This window comes from Peribacillus frigoritolerans (assembly GCF_004358755.1).
Lineage (GTDB): Bacteria > Bacillota > Bacilli > Bacillales > Bacillaceae > Bacillus_P.
Window position 1 is genome coordinate 432491 of record NZ_SMZY01000003.1, and the last position, 22138, is coordinate 454628.

Sequence of the window (22138 nt, forward strand, 5' to 3'; positions counted from 1 at the left end):
ACTTATTCGTCTCCGAGAACATTCAGTAAATCACTCATTTTGTTCAGCATGTAATCAGGCTTAAACCCTTCCAAATACTCGACGCCTTTTATTGTCCAAGCAACACCTGCCGTTTTGGTGCCTGCTGCCTTACCAGAATCAATATCATGGTGGTTATCGCCAACCATGATGGCTTCTTCAGGAGAACTGTTCAGTTTTTCTAAAGCAAGCAATACCGGCTCTGGATGGGGCTTTGCATTCTTTACGTCATCAAGGGTGACGACCGTTTCGAAAAACTGGCCAAGACCAGTAAGCTTAAGACCCATATTGACGGTATCCCGTATTTTAGTTGTGACAATGCCTAGCTTATAGCCCTTTTCGTGCAAGGTCTGAACCGTTTCAAAGACTGTTTCAAACTGTGTAACCAATTGATCGTGCTGATCATGATTAAACTTCCGGTAGGTGCTGATCATTTCATCAACACGGATGGGATCCATCTTCACAAACGTTTCATGAAGGGTAGGTCCGAGAAACGGGAGGACATCCTCGCGTCCATATTGGTTCGGATAATAGAGATTCAGTGTATGCAGGAATGATTCTATGATTAAATCGTTTGTATTTATTAACGTTCCATCCAAATCAAACAATACGGTGTTAATTCTCATAAGTTGCTTCCTTTCTGCTTGTATGTTCAAATCGGCTCCAAATAGCTCCTACCGCCATTGTCAGAACTACCGCTGTTATAATCCGGATTATTAACAGAGGCAGTACCGGAATGCCAAGCGGCACAAAAATCAGAGTATCCTCCACCACAGCATGACAGGAGACGAGAAAAATAAAGGCGAGCGTTAAGTCTTTATAGCTGACGCCGTCTTCTTCGACTGCCTGAATCATAACTCCAGCTCCGTATGCAAGGCCAATCGTTAATCCGGCTACCAATGTCATAGAGGTGTTTTCTTTCATTCCAAGCATCCTTGTAATTGGTGCCATCCACCTTGAAAAGACCATTAAAAATCCTTTATCTTTAAGCACTTGAATAATAATCATCAGCGGAATGACAATTATAGCGAGCTGCACAATGCCAAGGCCTGCTTTCTGAACAGCGCTTAGACCAATTTCAAGGTAGCCAACCGGATCAGTTGTATCCTTTGGAATAAAGCCATACTGTGCCGTTTCCTGTCCGCCCTGCCATAATAAATTGATCATCAATGCAGAGCTGACCGCAAGCCCAACTCTTACAGCGAGAATAATCCAGAGCTTGATTCCCACCTTTGCAGCTACCGTCGATTCAATGATCAAGTTATGTGAGAACGATAGCATAACAGCTAGAATAAACACTTCCTTAACGGATAGATCAAGCGTCAGGATTGCAGCAATACCCGCATACAAATTCAGCATGTTCCCGAGAACAAGCGGAATTGCCGCTTCCCCTGATAACCCCAAAATGCCCATTACCGGCTGAATAAGCTTGATCAACCACGGAAGAACCGGTGTGTGCTGAAGTAGACTGACAATCAGCGTAACCGGAAAAATAACCTTGCCTAAAGTCCAAGTTGTCTGAAGCCCTGCCTGAAGTCCTTTTTTTAAGCTATTAATCAGAAACATCCCCTTATTCGGCTGATTCTAAGTATCTTTCTTTTGAATAACCTTTGACTCTCCTCAAAATCAATACAGCAACAGCTATTGCTATTAATACTAGAGATATAACTTGTGCAACACGCAGAGAATCCGTCAGCATCAGGCTGTCCGTACGCATTCCTTCAATGAAATACCTGCCGATTGAATACCAGATGATGTAGGTGAGGAATAGCTCTCCGCGGCGCAAATTGGCTTTTCTGAGAAGCATAAGTCCAGCGAATCCTACTAGACTCCACAAAGATTCATATAAAAAAGTCGGGTGATAGTAAGCACCGTTAATATACATTTGATTGATGATAAACTCAGGCAAGTACAGCCCCTCAAGAAATTGACGGGTTACCTCGCCGCCATGGGCTTCTTGATTAATAAAGTTTCCCCAGCGGCCGATTGCCTGCCCTAAAATAATGCTCGGCGCCCCAATATCAGCAAGCTTCCAAAACGAAATCCCTTTTACCTTCGCAAAAATATAGCCTGTAACAAATGCCCCGATTAATCCGCCATGAATCGCAAGGCCCCCGTTCCAGATCTTTACGATGTCTCCCGGGTTTTGAGAGTAATAATCCCACTGGAAAATCACATAGTAAATACGCGCACAAATAATGGCGATCGGAATCGCAAACAGCACTAAATCGACGAACGTATCTTTATGAAGACCTCTCCGCTCGCTTTCACGGACTGCAAGCCACAGTCCAAGCAGAGCACCTATCCCGATGATCAGCCCGTACCAGTGAACCTGTATCGGTCCAAGTTCAATAAAGATTGGATCGATCGGCGTAAAATTCTCCTCCATTGTCTACTCTCCCCCTATTGATGTTTATGCGTCGTCATGCTCAGTATCAGTTATGACATCAGTTAATTTATTCGTAAACTGCTCAGCTGCATTCAGACCCATGCGTTTTAATCTGAAGTTCATCGCCGCTACTTCAATGATGACCGCTAAGTTTCGTCCAGGACGGACCGGCACGGTTAATTTAGGGATATCTGTGTCGATGATTTTCATTTTCTCTTCATCAAGACCCAATCTGTCATATTGCTTCTTAGGATCCCAGATTTCAAGATCAATAATGAGGGTAATCCGTTTATAGCTGCGGACAGCGCCTGCTCCGAATAACGTCATCACATTGATGATGCCAAGACCGCGGATTTCAAGAAGATGCTCAATTAAGTCCGGTGCATTTCCGATCAAAGTATCCTGATCCTCCTGGCGGATCTCGACACAGTCATCTGCAACTAAACGATGGCCGCGCTTGACAAGCTCAAGAGCCGTTTCACTTTTACCGACTCCGCTTTTTCCGACAATCAGCACACCTACACCATAAACGTCTACTAATACGCCGTGAACAGCAGTAGTAGGAGCAAGTTTTCCTTCTAAAAAGTTCGTCAGATGACTGGATAGACGGGTTGTTTTTAAAGGCGAACGCAAAAGCGGAACTGATTTTTCCTCAGATGCATCCGTTAATTCCTGCGGAATCTCCATTTCGCGGGAAACAATAATAGCCGGAGTCGAATCTGTACAAAGCTGATCCATCCGGTTTTTCTTTTCCTCATCTGTCAGTTTTTGAAAAAACGTCAGCTCTGTTTTGCCGAGTATTTGCACTCGTTCTTTCGGGTAATATGTAAAAAAGCCTGCCATTTCAAGTCCTGGGCGGGACAAATCACTTGTAGTGATGGGACGGTTAATTCCTTCTTCACCGCTGATCAGCTCTAAATGGAATTTTTCGATTAAATCTTTTGTGCGGACTTTTGCCATTTTTCTGTTCCTCCTTTTTTAAGTGTTTGCTCCATCTTTTAACTAAGCGCTTTCGGTTTTCTGCGGTGTCTAGCTCCACCGCCCAACTCCTCGGCCAGAACGGCTCATCCAGCAAAGGCAAAAAGCGCCTTTTCTGGCTGATCCTTATCTGTCTTTCGGGTCTGAACAGTCGGTTCCGCTTTTCGTATAAAATCCTCTCTTATTTTAGCACTTTTACCTATTAAACGGAAACGGGGAATCCTTTCCCAGCCATTTAAACTTTCTTCTCTGTTTTCAAAAAAACATAGGACAATCACCGCTACTCTATCGCACATGAGGCAATATATTAGTAGAGTAAAGACCATTTATTCCGAGGAGGACTGTACGTGAAGATTGCAATTGACGCCGGACATGGCTATTCTACATCTGGAAAGAGAACCGTAGACGGTATGAAAGAATATGAATTTAATCGTGCTGTTGCCAATGAAATGAGGGATCTTCTGGCCGGGTATGAAAATGTCACTATCCTTTTTACTCACTCTGACACACGTGATGTCCCGCTGAAAGAGAGAACCGATAAGGCCAATGCTGCAAAGGCAGATGTATTCATCTCGATTCATGCCAACGCCTTTGGAAACGGCACAGCATGGAATGATGCAAAAGGGATCGAGACGTATGTTCATGATTCAAAACCTCAACAAGCCCTTGCACTTGCCGGAGCGGTTCAGAAGAAGCTGATAGAAAAAACAAAACGGAATGACCGCGGTGTTAAGCTTGCCAACTTCCATGTGCTGCGGGAAGCAAAAATGATCGCTATTTTAATTGAATGCGGATTTATGACCAATCAAGAAGAAGCCCAGGCTTTAAAATCAGCAGCTTACCGCAAAATATGTGCAGAGGCGATTACTGAAGCACTTGCTTCCTTTTTCAATTTGAAAAACAATGCCCCATTCGCTCCATCCTTACCAGGAAAGGTGTACAAAGTACAAGTCGGTGCTTTCTCAAAAAAAGAGAATGCCGTTGCCCTTGCCAATGAATTAAAGAATAAGGGATATAATGTCATTGTTTTGTACGAATAAAAGAGTAGAGATAGTCATCTCTACTCTTTTAATTTTAAAAGGAACCTCTCTTTTGGCAGGTGCTTCTTAGGTCGGAATTTATTCAAGTAGGGAGAGTAAGTATCGACCTGAATTTCGGTTTGATCCTGCTTAAAAAACAGAAGACGCATAAAGCCATTGCCCCCGTGCTTTTCAGCCTGATAATTCGCAAGCATTTGAAAAACTCTTTGATCTTCTGAAATTCTGGTCTCCAAGAATCCTGTTCCGTAATAATGGCCGGATAAGACCATTTTCACATTTGGATTTTTTAAAACAACTTTGTTATACAGCTCCTCGCCTGCAGGACTTCTCTCATTTTTATAGTTCAAGTAATCATGAAAAGCGAGAATAGCCGTGTGATCACGGTAGTCCATCAAAACTTTATTCATCCACCTGAGACCGCTCCGGTTCACATCCCATCCCATATAAATCATAATATACGGCTGGTTATGGATTGTCAGAAGATCATAATGTCCGCGGTTATTTTCAAAAGAACCTCCATAAAATGGCTGCCGGATAAACCGGTGATAACCGAAATGATCCGTGAATACTTTATAGGGCTGTTCCGTATGAACCAAATCATGGTTCCCCGCCAAAACGCCATATGGAATTCTTGTCATATCCAGCATTTTTAAAATTTGATCTGTCCTCTCCCATTGAACATCATCATTCGGCTGATCGACAAGATCACCTGTATGAAAAACATATCGAATGTTGTATTTATCCCGATTTTCAATAATCCACTGTATTTGTTTAATCATGATTTCCGGATAGGTTTTCGCGTAATATTGAGTATCAGTAAGCCATACAATCGTAGCGTCGCCTTTTTCAAATGAAAATTTCGCGTACGCAGGAGATGCAGTTAAACAAATCAGCAGCAGTACTGCCGCAAACCAAGTTTTTTTCATAACTTTCACCCATTTTTAGCGTACCCATCTAGCGTGTCCTTATGTTCCCAATTTACATTTATCATCATTGGTCTATACTAGATATGGAAACCAAAACAAGGAGACGTACATATGCTGAAGGAATTTAAAAAGTTCGCCATTAAGGGCAACGTGATTGATCTGGCAGTCGGGGTTATCATCGGAACAGCATTCGGAAAAATTGTCACTTCTCTTGTAAATGACATTGTCATGCCGCTGTTCGGCGTCCTGCTTGGGGGAGTCGATTTTTCAAAATTGCAATACCCATTCGGTAAAGCCATTATAAGATACGGAGCATTTCTGCAGACCGTTCTTGATTTCTTCATTATTGCTTTTTCCGTGTTTTTATTCATTCGATTCTTTGAACGATTTAAAAGAAAAGATGAGCAAAATCCTGTCCCAACATTAACAAATGAAGAGAAGCTGCTCACGGAAATTCGTGATTTGCTGAAGAAGGATGTTCAGCAGGAAAGAGAATTTTAAGAAAAAACAATAATTTCTTGCATCAAAAAAGGCGGAATCTCTGGGATCCCGCCTTTTGTCTATTTCTTTTTATTTTCTCTAAGCGGCTCAACGACGCCTTTTTGAATCAGCAAGTGCAGCAGCGAAATGACAATCGAAGCTAAGATGGCTGTGCCAAAGCCATCGATATTAAAGGAATCTCCCATAATTCCCTGTGCAATCATCAGTGTAATCGCATTGATGACAAACAGGAAAAGCCCAAGCGTTACCACCGTAACAGGCAGCGTCAGCAGGATAAGGAATGGCTTCACCAGAACATTTAAAACGGAAATGAGCAAACTTGCTAGAATGGCGGCTCCTACGCCGCTGATATGGAAAGAATCAAAGTACCCTGATACGACTATCAGTATGAGGGCATTGACCAAAATACTGATGGCCCATCTAATCATGCTTAATGACATCCCCCTCATTCGGCACCAGGAAGATCATCACCAAATAGATGAGACCGAATGGGAAAAAGGCAGTCGTGAGCAATAGAATCACAAATAGAATCCGAAGCAGGGTCACGTCCATATTCAAATAATCAGCCAACCCTCCGATGACGCCGCCAATCATTTTTTTTGATTTGGATCGGTATAATTTCTTTTTCATTTGGATTACCTCTCTTTTAATAGAATGGAACCTGTTTTAGAATCTGCAAAAACAGACATCGTTTGTTCACCCGCTGCAATCGATTTAAACCTAAGCTCCTTTTGAATCGTTTCATTCTTTTCAAAAAGCACTTCAAGGTCCTTTAAATCAGCAGCCACTGAACCTAAATTCGATTTCAGTTCACCATTTATCTTCACGTTTTCCGGAACATACACGTCCACGTTTCCAGTTGCTGTTTTCGCATAGAGAGTGTGGCATCTTTCGTCTTCAAGCTTAACGATGATATTTCCATTAAAGCTCTGAACATCGATTCTCTCACTCTTTCCGTTTAAGTGGATAAGACCGTTGATTGTTTCTGCTTCAATATGTGCCGCCTCAACATTTGTCAGGCGGATTTGACCATTTGCTGTTTCAGTCTCTATTTTTTCACCCTTAAAATTCAGGACAGAAATGACACCATTTGCCGTTTTCGCATTAAAATCCCTTACTTTTAAATCTTCCCCTCTGATTGGGCCGCTAAACAGCTTAATTTTTACAAGCTCATACTGCTCTTCCGGCACAAACAGAGTCATGTTAATTTTTATTGTTTTCTTTTCCGTGTAAAAACGGAACTTTGAACCGTCCACTGAGCAATCAACATTCTGCATAAAGGTTTCTCTCGCAAGCTCCTGATTCTCTGCCCGGTAAACTTTTGCATCACACTCGACACGAACATCACTTTGAGTCCAGGATTGCAGATTTACACTGCCGTGGATTAATTGAATATCAAAATCACGGATATCAGCATCCTTGAACTGATAGATGTGCTGAACATTAAGAGCACCGCCAAAATTTAAATCGAGATCAAGCTCCTTTACCTTCTTGACTGCTGTATCGATAAAGGTCACAAGCTTTGAAGAAAGAGAAGACCCGGCTGTTTTCTCTTTTTCTACAAAAGGATCCTTTGAGAAACTATCTGAAGATAAAGACGTCAGCATTTCATTTTCTTTATGACTATATTCCTCTTCCAGCTTTTCTATGAGAGTCAGTGCTTCACTTGCCGACAGTTTTCCCTGTTCAACTAAATCCAAAATGCGCTTTCTTTGATCCTTCACGTTTCCCATCCCCCTGAATATGTATTTTTAAAGGCTGTTTTCGCTTAGATTGTTGTTTTTCATGATAAACGTTGTTCGTTCCTTGCAGCGAGAGGAACTTGCTTTCCGCGGGGAGCATGGGAGCCTCCTCGGCGTTGCCTGTGGGGTCTCCCAATTTGCTCTATTTCCCGCAGGAGTCAAGTTCCTTCTGCTGAAATACGCTAAAGCACTAAAGACTTTTAACATCTAATCCAATAGCACCAATATTTACGAAAATAGCCTTTTTAAAAAAAGCCTTGAGCAAAAACCAAAAGCTTTGAAATTACACCGTTTTTAAAATTTTAATTCCCTGCACAATGTTATAAATAAACACAACAAGGTTCACGATGCCAATCAGAATAAATCCAAAAATCACAACTCCCACAGCAAAGGCTTCCGGAGAACTGAACATACCTGCAAACAAGATCATGAAGAATGGTGCAATAATCGTCACGATTGGAATAATATGTGACAGCAACGATTTTTTCGCATGCTGCTTCACTTCCAGGTCATCTGAAATAAAATAGACGATAATCGGAAATAAAAACGGCGCGAAAAAAATACTGAAATAGCATAGTGATGAGAGTAATTTATCTGTTTTCATTTGAATTACAACTCCTTATTACAAATATACGATTGAAACAGAGATAAGTTTCATTAAATTTTTGTGCGGAGTCAGGTTTCCTTAGTGCTTCCACTTATAATTTGTTCATAGCTTAAAAACTGGCGTCATTCTCCTTAGTGCTGCCACTTTTAACGGTTCATAGCTTAAAAACTGGCGTCAGTCCCAGTAGTGATGCCACTTTTGATTGGGCAAGGTCCCAAAAGAAAGGGCTGTCCAATAAGTCAGTAAAAAATGACTTTATGGACAGCCCTCTTATTTAAGCTTTGGCCACTGCTTCTTTTTCTTTTATGACTTTTTTCATCCGGTCGCGGTCTCTTATTAAGATAGGCTTCAAATACTTGCCTGTATAAGATCCTTCTACCTTGGCAACCTGTTCAGGAGTTCCCGTTGCGACGATTTGTCCGCCGTGATCTCCTCCTTCCGGTCCAAGATCGATCAGATAATCTGCCGCTTTAATGACATCAAGGTTATGCTCAATGACTAAGACAGTATCTCCATTTTCGACTAGGCGCTGAAGGACTTTCAGAAGTCTTGCAATGTCGTCCACATGCAAACCTGTTGTCGGTTCATCCAGGATGTACAGCGAACGTCCTGTTGAACGGCGATGGAGCTCAGAAGCAAGCTTCACACGCTGCGCTTCTCCTCCCGACAGGGTTGTTGCAGGCTGACCAAGTGTAATGTAGCCGAGTCCTACATCATAAATGGTTTGCAGCTTCCGTCTGATTTTAGGAATGTTCTCGAAAAATGCGACTGCATCTTCAACAGTCATTTCTAAAATGTCAGCAATGTTTTTGTTTTTGTATTTCACTTCCAGTGTTTCGCGGTTATACCGCTTTCCATGGCACACTTCGCATGGTACATATACATCTGGAAGAAAATGCATTTCAATCTTGATGATTCCGTCTCCCCGGCATGCCTCACATCGGCCGCCTTTTACATTAAAACTGAAGCGGCCTTTCTTGTAGCCGCGCACCTTTGCTTCGTTTGTTGTGGCAAAAACGTCGCGGATGTCATCAAAAACACCTGTATAGGTTGCCGGGTTAGAGCGGGGAGTCCGGCCAATCGGCGATTGATCGATATCGATGACCTTATCCAGCTCTTCTGTTCCTTTGATTTCTTTATGCTCCCCAGGCTTCGTTTTTGCTTTGTTCAGCTTTTGAGCAAGCGACTTATGAAGAATTTCATTTACAAGCGTACTCTTACCAGATCCCGATACGCCAGTAACGGCGACAAACGTGCCAAGCGGAAACTTCGTTGAAACGTTTTTCAGGTTATTTTCGCTTGCGCCTTTTATTTCGATGAAACGGCCGTCCGGCTTTCTGCGTTCTACCGGCAGCGGAATGAATTTTTTGCCCGATAAGTATTGGCCGGTTAAGGAATTCTTATCATTCATTACGTATTCAGGAGTTCCTTCAGAGATAATCTCTCCTCCATGAACGCCTGCCCCAGGACCGATATCTATTAAATAGTCGGCAGCAAGCATTGTATCTTCATCATGCTCAACCACGATAAGGGTGTTGCCGATATCCCTCATGCTTTGAAGCGTCTGGATGAGCCTGTCATTGTCACGCTGATGAAGTCCGATTGAAGGCTCGTCAAGAATGTACAGAACACCTGTTAATCTAGAACCAATCTGAGTCGCAAGCCTGATCCGCTGTGCTTCTCCGCCTGAAAGTGTTCCTGCAGCACGGCTTAAAGACAGGTAATCAAGACCGACATTGTTTAAAAAGCCTAGTCTTTCTTCAAGCTCTCTTAAAATCAATCTTGCAATCTGCATTTCTTTTTCTGTCAAGTTGACCTTTTCAAAGAAATCGATGGCTTCATGAACAGATAAAGAAGTGACATTTCCAATGTGATTGCCATCTACAAGCACAGACAGACTTTCTTTTTTCAAGCGATGGCCTTTACACTTAGGGCACGCCTGCTGAGCCATATATTTTTCCATCTGCTCACGTATGTAGTCTGAGCTTGTTTCTTTATAGCGGCGCTCCACATTACGGATGACGCCTTCAAACTGAATGTAATTTTCACGCACCTGACCGAAGTCATTTTCATAGCGGAAGTAAATTTCATCATTTCCGCTGCCGTATAAAACCTTGTCCAGCAAGTGGGCTGGGATTTCTTTTACAGGAACATCCATCGGGATGCCGTAATGATTGCACACAGCCTCAAGCAGCTGAGGGTAATATTGAGAGCTCGTCGGTTCCCACGGAGCCAGCGCATGCTGCTTTAATGATAAATCCTTGTTTGGAAGTACTAAGTCTACATCGACTTCAAGCTTCGTTCCAAGGCCGTCACACTCATTGCAGGCGCCAAACGGACTGTTGAAAGAAAACATTCTAGGTTCCAGCTCACCGATTGAAAATCCGCAGAGCGGACAAGCGTGATGCTCGCTGAAAAGAAGCTCTTCTTCTCCGATGACATCAATCATGACTCTGCCTTCGCCAAGACCAAGTGCAGCTTCAAGCGAATCTGCAAGCCGGGCTGCAATTCCTTCTTTGATGACGATACGGTCAATTACTACCTCAATACTGTGCTTTTTGTTTTTCTCAAGGGTAATCTCATCACCGATCTCCATCATCTCGCCGTTTACGCGAACCCTTACATACCCTTGCTTTTTGATCTCTTCAAAAACCTTGGCATGAGTCCCTTTTCGGCCGGAGACAATCGGTGCAAGGACCTGAAGCTTTGTACGCTCAGGATATTCTAAAATCCGGTCAACCATTTGCTCAATCGTCTGCGATGAGATTTCAATGTCATGATTCGGGCAGGTCGGTCTGCCTACACGAGCAAATAGAAGTCTCAGGTAATCATAAATTTCTGTTACGGTTCCGACGGTTGAACGCGGATTGCGGCTCGTCGTTTTTTGATCAATCGAAATCGCCGGTGAAAGTCCTTCAATTGAATCGACATCCGGCTTGTCCATTTGCCCCAGGAACTGACGGGCATAAGCAGAAAGAGATTCAACATATCTGCGCTGGCCTTCTGCATAAATCGTATCAAACGCAAGCGACGATTTCCCCGAACCTGATAAGCCTGTCAGAACGACAAGCTTATCCCGCGGAATCGTCACATCTATGTTTTTCAAATTGTGAGCACGCGCACCTTTCACAATAATTTTATCAATTGCCATCTAGTTTCATCCTTCCGCTTTTAGCTCTAGAATCAGATCGCGAAGCTCAGCTGCACGCTCGAAGTTCAAGCCTTTTGCAGCTTCTTTCATCTCTGTTTCCATTTGTTCGATAACCTTTTCGCGCTCTTTCTTCGTCAGCTTGCCAAGCTTTGGAGCTAGTGCACCCAAATCTTCCCCATCCTCCGGTGCAATAACAGCGCGAATCGTTTCGCGAATTTTTTTCTGTATCGTTTTTGGCTCAATGCCGTGCTTTTTATTAAAAGCCTCCTGCGTTTCGCGGCGGCGTTTCGTTTCGTTCAGGGCAATTTCCATTGATTTCGTCACTTTATCGGCATACATAATAACGTGGCCGTTTGAGTTCCGGGCTGCACGTCCGATCGTCTGAATCAGTGATCGCTCAGATCTCAGGAAACCTTCCTTATCTGCATCCAAAATGGCTACTAAGGACACCTCTGGAATATCGAGACCTTCTCTTAGAAGGTTGATTCCGACCAGAACGTCGTACTTCCCAAGCCGGAGCTCACGGATGATTTCAATCCGCTCAAGTGTTTTGATTTCAGAATGCAGGTAGTTCACCTTAATGCCTATGTCCTTCAGATAATCAGTCAGATCCTCAGACATTTTCTTTGTCAGTGTTGTGATAAGAACACGTTCATTGCGTTCGGTTCTTGCCTGAATTTCGCCGATCAGATCATCAATCTGACCCTGAATCGGCCTTACATCAATGGTCGGATCAAGAAGTCCCGTCGGGCGGATGATCTGCTGAACCATTTCAGGTGTATGATCAAGCTCATATTGGCCTGGTGTAGCCGATACAAACAGGATGTTATTGATATGTTTTTCAAACTCGTCAAATTGCAGCGGACGGTTGTCTTTTGCTGATGGCAGGCGGAACCCGTGGTCAACGAGCACCTGTTTTCTTGCCTGGTCGCCATTGAACATTCCCCTGATCTGAGGAATAGTCACGTGGGATTCATCCACGACAATCATGAAATCTTTCGGGAAGAAATCAAGCAATGTATAAGGAGTCGAACCTGCAGGGCGAAGCGTCAGGTGTCTTGAGTAGTTTTCAATCCCGGAACAAAAGCCCATTTCCCGCATCATTTCAAGATCATAGCGGGTACGCTGTTCTAGCCGCTGTGCTTCTAACAGCTTGCCGTTCTCATGAAGCTCTTTCAGCCGTTCATCAAGCTCCTGCTCGATATTCGTTATCGCAACCTTCAGCTTTTCCTCGCGGGTTACGAAATGGGATGCTGGGAAAATGGAGATATGTTCGCGGTCTCCTTTGATTTCGCCCGTTAATGCATCCACTTCTCTGATCCGGTCGATTTCATCGCCGAAAAATTCAACTCTGACGCACTGCTCGTCTCTTGAAGCCGGGAAAATTTCCACAACATCTCCGCGCACTCTGAAGGTACCGCGTTTAAAATCAATATCATTTCTTTCATACTGTACATCAACAAGTTTTCTGAGCAGCTGATTACGTTCAATCTCCATGCCCGTGCGGAGAGAAACGACCAGGTCACGGTATTCTTCAGGCGACCCCAAGCCGTAAATGCACGATACACTCGCGATGATAATGACGTCCTTCCTCTCAAACAGCGAGGCTGTTGCGGAGTGTCTGAGCTTATCGATTTCATCATTGATGCTTGCGTCTTTTTCTATGAATGTATCAGTCTGCGGCACATAGGCCTCCGGCTGATAATAATCATAGTAGCTGACGAAGTATTCGACTGCGTTGTTTGGAAAGAACTCTTTGAATTCGCTGTATAATTGTCCCGCCAATGTTTTATTATGAGCAATAATCAGCGTCGGTTTGTTTATTTCCTGGATGACGTTTGAAACGGTAAACGTCTTCCCTGTACCTGTAGCACCAAGAAGCGTCTGATGCTTCTTTCCTTCTTTAATGCCCTGGACGAGCTGTTTTATTGCCTGAGGCTGGTCGCCCTCTGGCTTATAATTCGAGACTAAATCAAAACGATCGCTCAACAGGAGGACCTCCATTCATATGTAATCAGTATTCATATTTTACCATAAACGAGTGAAAAATCACCAAAAATACGAACTATAGTTCGCATGTTTCGTTCGACATTTTGTACTTGATTCTATCATTATCGCCTGATTTTGCTATTTAAATGCCTGACTTATCTTTTTCAATACCTTTTTCGGAGGGATGGTAAACCGACAGCAGCCAGGCGGTGAAAAAATGAAAACGGATAAAAGTCCATTTTAGGCTGATACATCAATGACACTGGGTTCACTGCAAAACAAAAAACCCGCTCCCAAAGGGAACAGGTTCAAGCCTCAATTCGTTTTTTCGCGTCTTGTGCGCCGTGCCATTTTTGCCGCATACAAAAATCCGGCCATAACGGATATCACATCTAAAACAATGATGATCCATGAATCCATATAGCCTTTTGTATATGCTGCAGCTAAAAGCGCAATGGTCAGGACAGTCGCTACGTAGTGGTTATATGAGACCCTGGCAAACAAGGTCAAAATAATAAAAGGCAGAGTCAGGGCCAAAACGGCTTTTAGTAACATGAAATCAGCTCCTGCTTACTTCTCTGAAGCAGAAAAGCTTTGATAGTCGTTTTCCTGCAGAAGATCGATCAATTCAATCTCTTTGTGATTTTCTTTAAAATGCCTGAAGGTAAAATCATTTTCAAAGAGGACTGCATATTGATCATTGCGGTCGCGTACAAGCAGGCTTCTTGAATCAAAGAAGCGCTTTTCGAATTTTTCATTGCCGATCCATCTTGGAATGCGGTCGCCCATAGGAACAAATTCGATTTCTACGTTGTACTCAGCTCTCATCCGGTATTCAAATACCTCGTACTGAAGCTGTCCGACAGCGCCAAGAATGATGTCGTCCGTTGAATCCTGACGGAAATACTGGATGGCGCCCTCTTGAACAAGCTGGTCAATTCCTTTACGGAACTGCTTCGCTTTCATGACGTTTTTCACGCGTACTTTTTTGAACATCTCCGGCGGGAACTGAGGAAGCTCATCATAATGATAGCCTTCTTTTCCAACCGTTAAGGTATCACCGATTTGATAAACGTTCGGATCATAGATTCCGATGATGTCGCCTGCGAATGCTTCATCAACTGTCTCTCTGTCTTTTGCCATAAACACCTGCGTCTGATTCAGCTTAAGCGTTTTATTCGTTCTGCTCAGCTGCACGCTCATGCCGCGCTCAAATCGTCCGGAGCACACGCGCAGAAACGCGATGCGGTCGCGGTGGGCAGGATTCATATTGGCTTGAATCTTAAAGATATACCCTGAAAAATCTTCTGTCTCAGGAGCAATGAAGCCATGGTTTGTTCTTCGCGGCTGCGGAGGAACGGCATATTGTAAAAATACATCAAAAAATGATTTTACACCAAAGTTCGCAAGCGCACTTCCGAAGAAGACAGGTGTTAATTCTCCGCGCTTAACACGCTCAGCGTCGAACTGATTGCCAGCTTCCTCAAGCAGCTCCATTTCATCCTTTGTTTCCAAATAAGTCGGATGGCTGCCAATCTCACTTGCATCTACTTCATCTGAAGGGATGATTTCTTCCTGCTCGTTTCCTTTAAACTGAACAACGGTATGCTGTTCGCGGTCGATAATGCCCAGGAAACGCTTACCCATGCCGATCGGCCAGTTCATTGGATAAGATTCAATGCCGAGTACTTCCTCAATCTCAGAAAGCAGTTCAAGCGGATCTTTTCCTTCACGGTCAAGCTTATTAATAAATGTAAAGATAGGGATGCCTCTCATGCGGCAGACTTTGAAAAGCTTGATCGTCTGAGGCTCGACCCCTTTTGTAGAGTCGATGATCATCACTACGCTGTCTACTGCCGTAAGCGTGCGGTATGTGTCTTCACTGAAATCTTCATGTCCAGGAGTGTCCAGAATGTTTACGTGGAAATCATGGTATGGAAAGCTCATGACACTTGATGTAACGGAGATTCCGCGCTTTTTTTCAATTTCCATCCAGTCAGAAGCCGCAAATTTGCCGGTCTTCTTCCCTTTAACCGTACCTGCTTCACGGATGACTTTGCCGAAATATAATAATTTCTCTGTTAGTGTCGTCTTTCCCGCATCCGGATGGGAGATGATGGCGAAAGTCCGTCTCTTTGATATTTCATTATCTATGTTCATTTACATTACCCTCACAAAGTTTACTTCGTTTGAAATATATCACATTTGGAGCAATAGAACAATTTCACTCTGGACTTTCTCCTGCTTTATACCGGCGCTGTAAAAAAGAGCACATTCACTGCAGCCATCACGACTGCGCCGATAATAATAAATGCTGTATCCTTCTTTTTCATGTTTTTTCCCCTCCTTATAAATTTGTTTTCACATAGTGTATCAGGAAATTATGTCTAAACTATTAACAAGCTTATTTACGTAGAACAACAAACTAAGCAAAAAGACCAATCAGAAATCATGTTTCTTATCAGGAAATTTCAGAATGAATTTGGTGCCTTGATCCTTTTGGCTGTGAATCTCAATTTCTCCGAGGTGCAGGTGAACAAGCTGTTTGACAATCGATAGTCCCAGGCCGAATTCGCCAAATTGATGGCCGGTTCTGGACATATCCGCTTTGTAAAAACGCTGCCAAATGGATTCAACCTCTTTGGGATCCATTCCGATTCCTGTGTCTTCAATTTCAATAATTGTTTCCTTATACCCCTTTTTCCCGCGCAGCCAAACGGTCCCGCTCTCTGTAAATTGAATACTGTTTTTCGTTATATTGATTAAGATTTGAATGAGGCGGTCATAGTCAGCATAAACCGTTATTTCTTCATTTCCATCAATCTCGAGTTCCACCTGTTTTTCTTCTGCCTGAAAAATTAAATGTTCTTTAATGATTTCAAAAGCTTCTTTCAGCTGAATTTCTTCTTTAAATAGCTTCACCTGATTGGAACGGATTTTTTCATAATCAAGGTTTTCATTTACAAGTCTGATGAGGCGTTTTGCTTCCAGACTGACAAGCTGAATGCCTTTTTCTTTTTCAGTCTCTTCAATCATGTTGTTTTTAAGCCCTTCAATCACGCCGCTGATCGTCGTGAGCGGTGTTCTTAATTCATGAGAGACATCGGCCATAAACTTTCTTCTTCGATTCTCTAAACTTTCGATTTCCTGATTGGATTGCTTAAGCTGCTCTGCCATATTATTAAAATCGTTTGCAAGCTCGCCGATTTCATCAATATTGGACGACGGCACCGAAATATCATATTTCCCTTCCGCAATCATTGAGGTCGCATTCCGGATCCGCTGAATTCTTTTCACATGAACGTTTGAGAGAAACCAGCTTAATAAAAGCGAAATGGATAAAGAGATTAAAATGGTATAGAGAAGATAGCGGTTAATTTCACTGATTGTTTCTCTGGATCCTTTAATCGGCGAAACCAGCAGAATCCCGCCGGAGAGATTGCCGTTCTCAAGATACGGAAGGGCAACTAAAGAAACCTCCTGGTCAAAACGCTTGATCTCATGCTTTACAACGATTCTCTCGCCAGCCTTCAGATTCTGCCATTCTTCTTCTGTCGGCTGAAACCTTGGAGCGTTGCCTGCATAAGGGTAAAAAATCATCCCTTTATCGTCAAAAAGACTAAAACGTATGCCTCTCGCGCTGAGTACATGTTCATACTCTCTCAGCGCCCGCTCGCCCCTGTTATTTTGCACGTCTGTTATTATTCTGCTGCCATACTGCTCAAGCTCCTCCACTTTGTTTTCGTAAACAAAGGATTCCGCATATTGGGCTACAACAAGACTTAAAATCATAAAAGCGATAATCAGAATGCTGATATGACTTAAAAACAGCTGATAAATATACTTAATTCTCATTCGGATCTACCGTTTCATCGAATTTATAGCCCACTCCCCATACCGTATGGAAAAAAGGCCTTGTCTGCGAGCCCAGCTTTGCCCGCAATCGCTTAATATGAACATCAACCGTCCGTTCATCTCCATAAAACTGATAGCCCCAAACACGCTCAAGCAGCTGTTCGCGCGTAAAAACCTGACGAGGGTGCTCCGCAAAATAATAAAGGAGATCAAATTCTTTAGGCGTTAAGTTTTCGACTTTTTTATTTTCAAGCAAGACTTCCCGTTTCTGCTTGCTGATTTTGAAATAAGCGGTTTCAAGACTGCCTGTCTCTTTTTTAGGTGCATGCGAAACGGAGTGCCTGCGGGATACCGCTTTAATACGCGCCATAAGAGCAAGCGGGCTGAAAGGCTTCGTTACATAATCATCCGCTCCCATCTCTAAACCAAGAACCTGATCAGACTCGCTGTCCTTTGCTGTCAGCATAATGATCGGAACTGAACTCTTCTCTTCTCTGATTTTTCTGCAAAGAGTAACCCCGTCCATCCCCGGCAGCATCCAATCGATAATCAGCACATCCCAGTCTTCCCGCTTATATGCATTGTAGCCTTCAAGTCCATCATTTATAAAAGCACCCTGAATGCCTTCTTTTGAAAAAAACATTTCAAGCATCGCACTGACACTCTGATTATCCTCTATTACTAAAACCTTCATATTTGCACCATCCAAAAATATGACTTTCTTTTCAAAGTAAAGTGAATTTCATCGTTTCGCAACAGTTTTCTAAATTGTTCCCTGTTTTTTAAAGGTTAAGAAATAGTTTGGACATAGTTTGTTCATTTCTGTCACCTATTCTGTGAAAGCAAGGAAGTTGTACTAAGTCTAATACAAAGGAGAAACAAAATGAATTTTATCAAACGCGGTTTTTTAAGTGTCAAAGCACGTGCAGGAAAAAGCCTGCTCCAAGTCTTTATTTTTACTGTCATTTGCGTGTTTGTTCTATCAGGGCTCTCGATTCAGTCAGCTGCTGAAAAATCAAGCGTGCTTGCGAGAGAATCTCTCGGAGGTGAAGTGACTCTGAATGTTAATATGGAAAAATTAATGGAACAGCAGCGGAGCCAAAGCACAGAAGGCGAAAGAGTCCGTTTTCAGCCTGTTCCCATACCGGAAGAATCAGCTGAAGAACTAACTTCCTACTCTCAAGTAAAAGGCTATAATTTTTTATCCTCTACTTTCGGAACAGCAGCAAATTTCGAGCCGATTGAAAATGAATCTACTAATACAACAGAAACAGAAGAAGGTGGTCCGGTCGGCGGCATGGGCGGCGGACCTATGTCTGCCGCAGATATTACGCTTCAGGGGGTTATGTTTACAGATTCTGTCCAGTCCTTCTTAAACAGCGAATCTACTATAGTAGAAGGCCGTCACCTTACAGATGAAGACTTAGAGAAAAATGTAACAGTCATAGAAAAAACACTAGCAAAAGACAATGAGCTGGCAGTTGGTGATAAGGTCACTGTGCAATCAACAGCTGATGAAGAGACATCTTTAGAGCTTGAGATTGTAGGCATCTATGAAACGGCCTCTGCAGGCACAGATCTGGGCGGAAGAAACGTCACAGCTATGAATCCATACAACCTGCTTTACGTTCCTTACACAGCAGCCTCCGCTCTTAAGGGAGCAGATTACGAAGGAACCATTGATCAGGCCGTATATTACATGAATGACCCTGAGAAAATCGACAGCTTCACAGATGAGGCAAAAGAAAAAAGCAGCATTGATTTTGAAACGTTCAAATTGGATGCCAATGATCAGACGTATCAGCAAATGATCGGACCCATTAACAATGTGGCTTCTTTTTCAAAAAATGTCGTGTATTTAGTAACGGTCGCCGGTGCCGTTATTTTAGGACTCATCATCATGATGTCTATTCGTGAACGCAAATACGAAATGGGCGTCCTGCTTGCGATTGGGGAAAAGAAGTGGAAGCTCGCCTGCCAATTCCTGTTTGAAATCTTAATCGTCGCTGTCCTGGCTCTTGGCGTATCATCTTTTTCCGGCCAAGCCGTGGCAAAACAATTCGGGGATCAGCTGCTTTCCCAGGAGCTTACTCAGACAGAAGAAACCGCATCAAACCCGGCTTCATTTGGAGGCGGACGGGGCGGCATGGGAATGGGCGGACCGATTGGCATGCAGCAGTCTGCAGCAGAGGCAGATCCGATTGATGAGCTTCAAATTGAAGTGACCGGCAAGGACTTAGGCATCCTCTTTGGCATCGGGCTGTTAATCGCCATTATTTCAGCGCTAATCCCAGCTTTATCTATTTTAAGACTTCAGCCGAAAACCATCTTAACGAAACAAGACTAAGGAGGAAACATCCATGACAAATCTGCTGCAATTTGAAAACGTCAGCTACTGGTACCATCATGAAAATAAAAAGCATGTGATTTTGAACGACATTTCCATTGGCTTTAACAAAGGAAGCTTCTATACCATCGTCGGTCCATCCGGATCAGGAAAAACAACCTTTCTGGCACTCGCAAGCGCACTGGACGTTGCGAAAGAAGGCTCCGTTTTATATGAAGGCAAAAACATTAAGAAAATCGGCCTTGCCAACTTCCGCAACAAATACGTATCGATCGTTTTTCAATCCTATAACCTGCTGCCGTATATGACAGCCCTTCAAAACGTAACGACGGCTATGGAGATCACGGGATCAGCCCAGTCCAACAAAAAAGAATTTGCTTTGCAGATGCTTGAGAAGGTAGGCATTTCTGAAAAACAGGCACGGCAAAAAGTTCTGACCTTAAGCGGCGGGCAGCAGCAGCGCGTTTCCATCGCCCGAGCGCTTTCCTGCAAGTCTGATCTAATTATTGCAGACGAGCCAACGGGGAATTTAGATGAGGACACAGCGAAAGACATTGTCCGGCTCTTTCAGGATCTGGCCCATAAGGAAGATAAATGCATCATTGTTGTCACACATGATCAAAACATCGCGGCGATCTCAGATGTGACGGTAAAGCTTTCGAAGGGCAGTTTTTATGTGCAGAAGAATCGGGAATTGGTTCATAATAAATAAAACAAAGCCGGCTCTCTAGGGGAGCCGGCCTTTCGTTTTTACTTTTCTGCGATGCCTGAAAGAATCAGCTGCCATACAGATTCAAACTCTTCGTTAATTCGCGGCGTTTCCCACTCTTTTGCGTGAAATGGGTGGTGAAATTTTGCAGTCGACACGAAGATTGCAGAGGCAAGGCGACTTGCATCCCCTGCTTTAAACTCGTTCAGACTGATTCCATATTCAACAATTTCAGCTATTTGTTTTACAAGCTCCTCCACATGGACTTGCACGATATCTACTGCTTCTTCTGCAAGATCCGTATACATGTTAAATAATTCCGGATCCTCTAATACTTTTGTTTGCTTGATCGTCATAAGGGTCTGGAACCATGTATGAAGCCTTTCTGCAGCGCTTGAAGATTGATGCGGAATCTCTGCAAGCGGTGATGAGACACGGTGCCGCCATCTTTCAGCAACTGCTCTTCTTAAGGTTTCTTTGCTTGAAAAGTGACGATAAACTGTACCGTGACTGACATTTAACTCTCTTGCCACATCGACTACTGTTGCTTTTTGAGTGCCAAAACGGGTGAGTACTTTTTCAGCTGTGTCTAAGATCGCTCACTCGTCAATTTCCAAGCAGTAAAATTGAAAGTAAACTTCTTCGTTTTTTATAATTGAATAGAATAGTTGTATATCCACATTTTTAACGGAAATAAGGAGTGTTCACATTTGAAAGCACTATTGCTAGAGGGTAAAGGCGAATGGACTGAAATGCGCGTTGGAGAGACAGAAAAGCCTTCTCCGGGAAAAGGCGAAATTTTGATTAAAGTAAAAGCTGCCGGACTGAATCCGGTTGATTATAAAACGGCCACAGGCGGTAATCCTCTTTGGAGCTATCCTCATATTCTTGGCCTTGATGCAGCCGGGATCGTTGAAGAAACCGGTTCTGAGGTAACAAATGTACAGATAGGCGACCGGGTTGTTTACCACGGTGACTTAACGAAAAAAGGCGGATTTGCTGAATATGCGGTTACGACCGCGCACACGGTTTCCATTATTCCGGAATCTGTGTCTTTTGAAGATGCAGCTGCCCTTCCAACAGCTGGCTATACTGCATATCAGGCTTTATACAGAAAGCTTCGCATTAACGAGGGTGAATCCATTTTAATTCATGGGGGAGCAGGCGGTGTCGGCGGATTTGCGGTTCAAATGGCAAAACGCTCAGGCTTAACTGTGTTTACAACAGCATCTGCAGCTAATCATGAATACGTTAAGTCTCTTGGCGCAGATTACGCAATCGACTATAAAGAATCGGATGTCACCGCAAAAGTGATGGAATTAACAGCAGGCAATGGCGTGGATGCCGTTCTTGATACGGTAAGCCGTCAAAATGCAACAGATTCTCTTGACTGCCTCGCTTTCAACGGCAGAATTGCGTACATTGCCGGAGCGCCTGACTTTACAAAAGTGAAGCCATTTACAAAAGCCATCTCCTACCATGAAATTGCCCTGGGAGCCGTTCATCAATCAAATAATATAGAGCAGCAGAAGGACTTAGCAGTTATGGGAGACGCCATGCTGATGCTGGTTGCTGAAAGACAGCTATCCTCTCTGCTTGAGCAGGTCATTTCGCTTGAAGAAGTGCCGGAAGCTTTGTTACAGCTGTCTGAGCGCCATGTGAAAGGGAAAATAGTTGCTAGAGTGAATGATTAAAGAAAACCGGACATTGTGTCCGGTTTTTGTTATTGCTGAAAGCTGATTACTCAGGTCCAGTCTTTGTTTTTGCTGAAACCAGGTTTACTTTCCAAATCAAGGCCGTTACTTGCCAGTTTGGCCTTTTTACTGGCGAAAACCGCTAGAATACTAGCCGATTTGTCTGATTTACTTTCTTTTTTCCATTTTCCT

At 43.3% G+C, this 22138-nt stretch carries 21 protein-coding genes; 5 read left to right on the forward strand and 16 right to left on the reverse strand.

The genetic code is table 11. The features are described from left to right. Positions 1 to 2: 2 nt before the first annotated feature. Genes ppaX through hprK form a run of 4 tightly spaced genes read right to left on the reverse strand, consistent with a single transcriptional unit; the run spans position 3 to position 3367 of the window. The gene (gene ppaX, locus E2R53_RS15670; RefSeq protein ID WP_133312666.1) at positions 3 to 644 is read right to left on the reverse strand and encodes a pyrophosphatase PpaX; all 642 of its coding nucleotides are present in this window, start codon (positions 642 to 644) and stop codon (positions 3 to 5) included. Continuing rightward, positions 634 to 1584 carry a nucleoside recognition domain-containing protein gene (locus tag E2R53_RS15675; protein ID WP_133312667.1) on the reverse strand — a complete coding sequence of 317 codons (951 nt, stop codon included), beginning with the start codon at positions 1582 to 1584 and terminating at the stop codon, positions 634 to 636. The genes ppaX and E2R53_RS15675 overlap by 11 nt, the downstream gene beginning before the upstream one ends. Before the next feature lie 4 nt (positions 1585 to 1588). Continuing rightward, positions 1589 to 2407, reverse strand: a complete 819-nt coding sequence (lgt, locus tag E2R53_RS15680) for a prolipoprotein diacylglyceryl transferase (protein WP_133312668.1) — start codon at positions 2405 to 2407, stop codon at positions 1589 to 1591. Between the two features lie 24 nt (positions 2408 to 2431). Further along, complete coding sequence (gene hprK / locus E2R53_RS15685) at positions 2432 to 3367, reverse strand: HPr(Ser) kinase/phosphatase (protein ID WP_133312669.1); 936 nt, start codon at positions 3365 to 3367, stop codon at positions 2432 to 2434. Positions 3368 to 3732: 365 nt separating this feature from the next. On the opposite strand from hprK, the gene E2R53_RS15690 reads away from it, so the two are divergent. Continuing rightward, complete coding sequence (locus E2R53_RS15690; protein WP_133312670.1) at positions 3733 to 4425, forward strand: N-acetylmuramoyl-L-alanine amidase; 693 nt, start codon at positions 3733 to 3735, stop codon at positions 4423 to 4425. A gap of 20 nt (positions 4426 to 4445) precedes the next feature. Here E2R53_RS15690 and E2R53_RS15695 read toward each other — a convergent pair whose 3' ends face one another. Beyond that, entirely contained in the window at positions 4446 to 5351 is a 906-nt protein-coding gene (locus E2R53_RS15695; protein ID WP_133312671.1) for a metallophosphoesterase, read from the reverse strand. Between the two features lie 111 nt (positions 5352 to 5462). On the opposite strand from E2R53_RS15695, the gene mscL reads away from it, so the two are divergent. Continuing rightward, complete coding sequence (gene mscL, locus E2R53_RS15700) at positions 5463 to 5852, forward strand: large conductance mechanosensitive channel protein MscL (RefSeq protein WP_133312672.1); 390 nt, start codon at positions 5463 to 5465, stop codon at positions 5850 to 5852. 59 nt (positions 5853 to 5911) lie between these two features. On the opposite strand, the gene E2R53_RS15705 is transcribed toward mscL, so the two are convergent. The 10 genes from E2R53_RS15705 to E2R53_RS15750 form a co-directional block, all read right to left on the reverse strand. Beyond that, positions 5912 to 6280, reverse strand: a complete 369-nt coding sequence (locus E2R53_RS15705; RefSeq protein ID WP_133312673.1) for a phage holin family protein — start codon at positions 6278 to 6280, stop codon at positions 5912 to 5914. Beyond that, positions 6273 to 6482, reverse strand: a complete 210-nt coding sequence (locus E2R53_RS15710) for a PspC domain-containing protein (protein WP_070876458.1) — start codon at positions 6480 to 6482, stop codon at positions 6273 to 6275. The genes E2R53_RS15705 and E2R53_RS15710 overlap by 8 nt, the downstream gene beginning before the upstream one ends. Positions 6483 to 6487: 5 nt before the next feature. Further along, entirely contained in the window at positions 6488 to 7576 is a 1089-nt protein-coding gene (locus E2R53_RS15715; RefSeq protein WP_133312674.1) for a DUF4097 family beta strand repeat-containing protein, read from the reverse strand. Positions 7577 to 7877: 301 nt separating this feature from the next. Beyond that, positions 7878 to 8198, reverse strand: a complete 321-nt coding sequence (locus E2R53_RS15720) for a DUF4870 domain-containing protein (RefSeq protein WP_133312675.1) — start codon at positions 8196 to 8198, stop codon at positions 7878 to 7880. A gap of 277 nt (positions 8199 to 8475) precedes the next feature. Continuing rightward, positions 8476 to 11352: an excinuclease ABC subunit UvrA gene (gene uvrA, locus E2R53_RS15725; RefSeq protein WP_133312676.1), complete on the reverse strand. Its 2877-nt coding sequence runs from the start codon at positions 11350 to 11352 to the stop codon at positions 8476 to 8478. A 6-nt stretch (positions 11353 to 11358) separates the two neighbouring features. After that, positions 11359 to 13341 (reverse strand): excinuclease ABC subunit UvrB, encoded by a 1983-nt coding sequence (gene uvrB / locus E2R53_RS15730; RefSeq protein WP_133312677.1) that lies wholly within the window; start codon positions 13339 to 13341, stop codon positions 11359 to 11361. A gap of 315 nt (positions 13342 to 13656) precedes the next feature. Further along, positions 13657 to 13896: a CsbA family protein gene (locus E2R53_RS15735; RefSeq protein ID WP_133312678.1), complete on the reverse strand. Its 240-nt coding sequence runs from the start codon at positions 13894 to 13896 to the stop codon at positions 13657 to 13659. Positions 13897 to 13911: 15 nt separating this feature from the next. Beyond that, entirely contained in the window at positions 13912 to 15501 is a 1590-nt protein-coding gene (locus E2R53_RS15740) for a peptide chain release factor 3 (protein ID WP_070876464.1), read from the reverse strand. A gap of 282 nt (positions 15502 to 15783) precedes the next feature. Next, complete coding sequence (locus E2R53_RS15745) at positions 15784 to 17196, reverse strand: sensor histidine kinase (RefSeq protein ID WP_133312679.1); 1413 nt, start codon at positions 17194 to 17196, stop codon at positions 15784 to 15786. Further along, positions 17186 to 17890, reverse strand: coding sequence for a response regulator transcription factor (locus tag E2R53_RS15750; protein ID WP_133312680.1), 705 nt, complete (start codon positions 17888 to 17890; stop codon positions 17186 to 17188). Before E2R53_RS15750 ends, E2R53_RS15745 begins: the two co-directional genes overlap by 11 nt. A gap of 189 nt (positions 17891 to 18079) precedes the next feature. On the opposite strand from E2R53_RS15750, the gene E2R53_RS15755 reads away from it, so the two are divergent. Further along, positions 18080 to 19543: an ABC transporter permease gene (locus tag E2R53_RS15755; protein ID WP_133312681.1), complete on the forward strand. Its 1464-nt coding sequence runs from the start codon at positions 18080 to 18082 to the stop codon at positions 19541 to 19543. A 13-nt stretch (positions 19544 to 19556) separates the two neighbouring features. Then, positions 19557 to 20255 (forward strand): ABC transporter ATP-binding protein, encoded by a 699-nt coding sequence (locus tag E2R53_RS15760; RefSeq protein ID WP_133312682.1) that lies wholly within the window; start codon positions 19557 to 19559, stop codon positions 20253 to 20255. Positions 20256 to 20293: 38 nt separating this feature from the next. Here E2R53_RS15760 and E2R53_RS15765 read toward each other — a convergent pair whose 3' ends face one another. Then, positions 20294 to 20848 (reverse strand): TetR family transcriptional regulator, encoded by a 555-nt coding sequence (locus tag E2R53_RS15765; RefSeq protein WP_133312683.1) that lies wholly within the window; start codon positions 20846 to 20848, stop codon positions 20294 to 20296. A 114-nt stretch (positions 20849 to 20962) separates the two neighbouring features. Between E2R53_RS15765 and E2R53_RS15770 the strand changes: the two genes are divergently transcribed. After that, positions 20963 to 21946, forward strand: a complete 984-nt coding sequence (locus tag E2R53_RS15770) for a zinc-binding dehydrogenase (protein ID WP_133312684.1) — start codon at positions 20963 to 20965, stop codon at positions 21944 to 21946. The last annotated feature ends 192 nt before the right edge of the window (positions 21947 to 22138 follow it).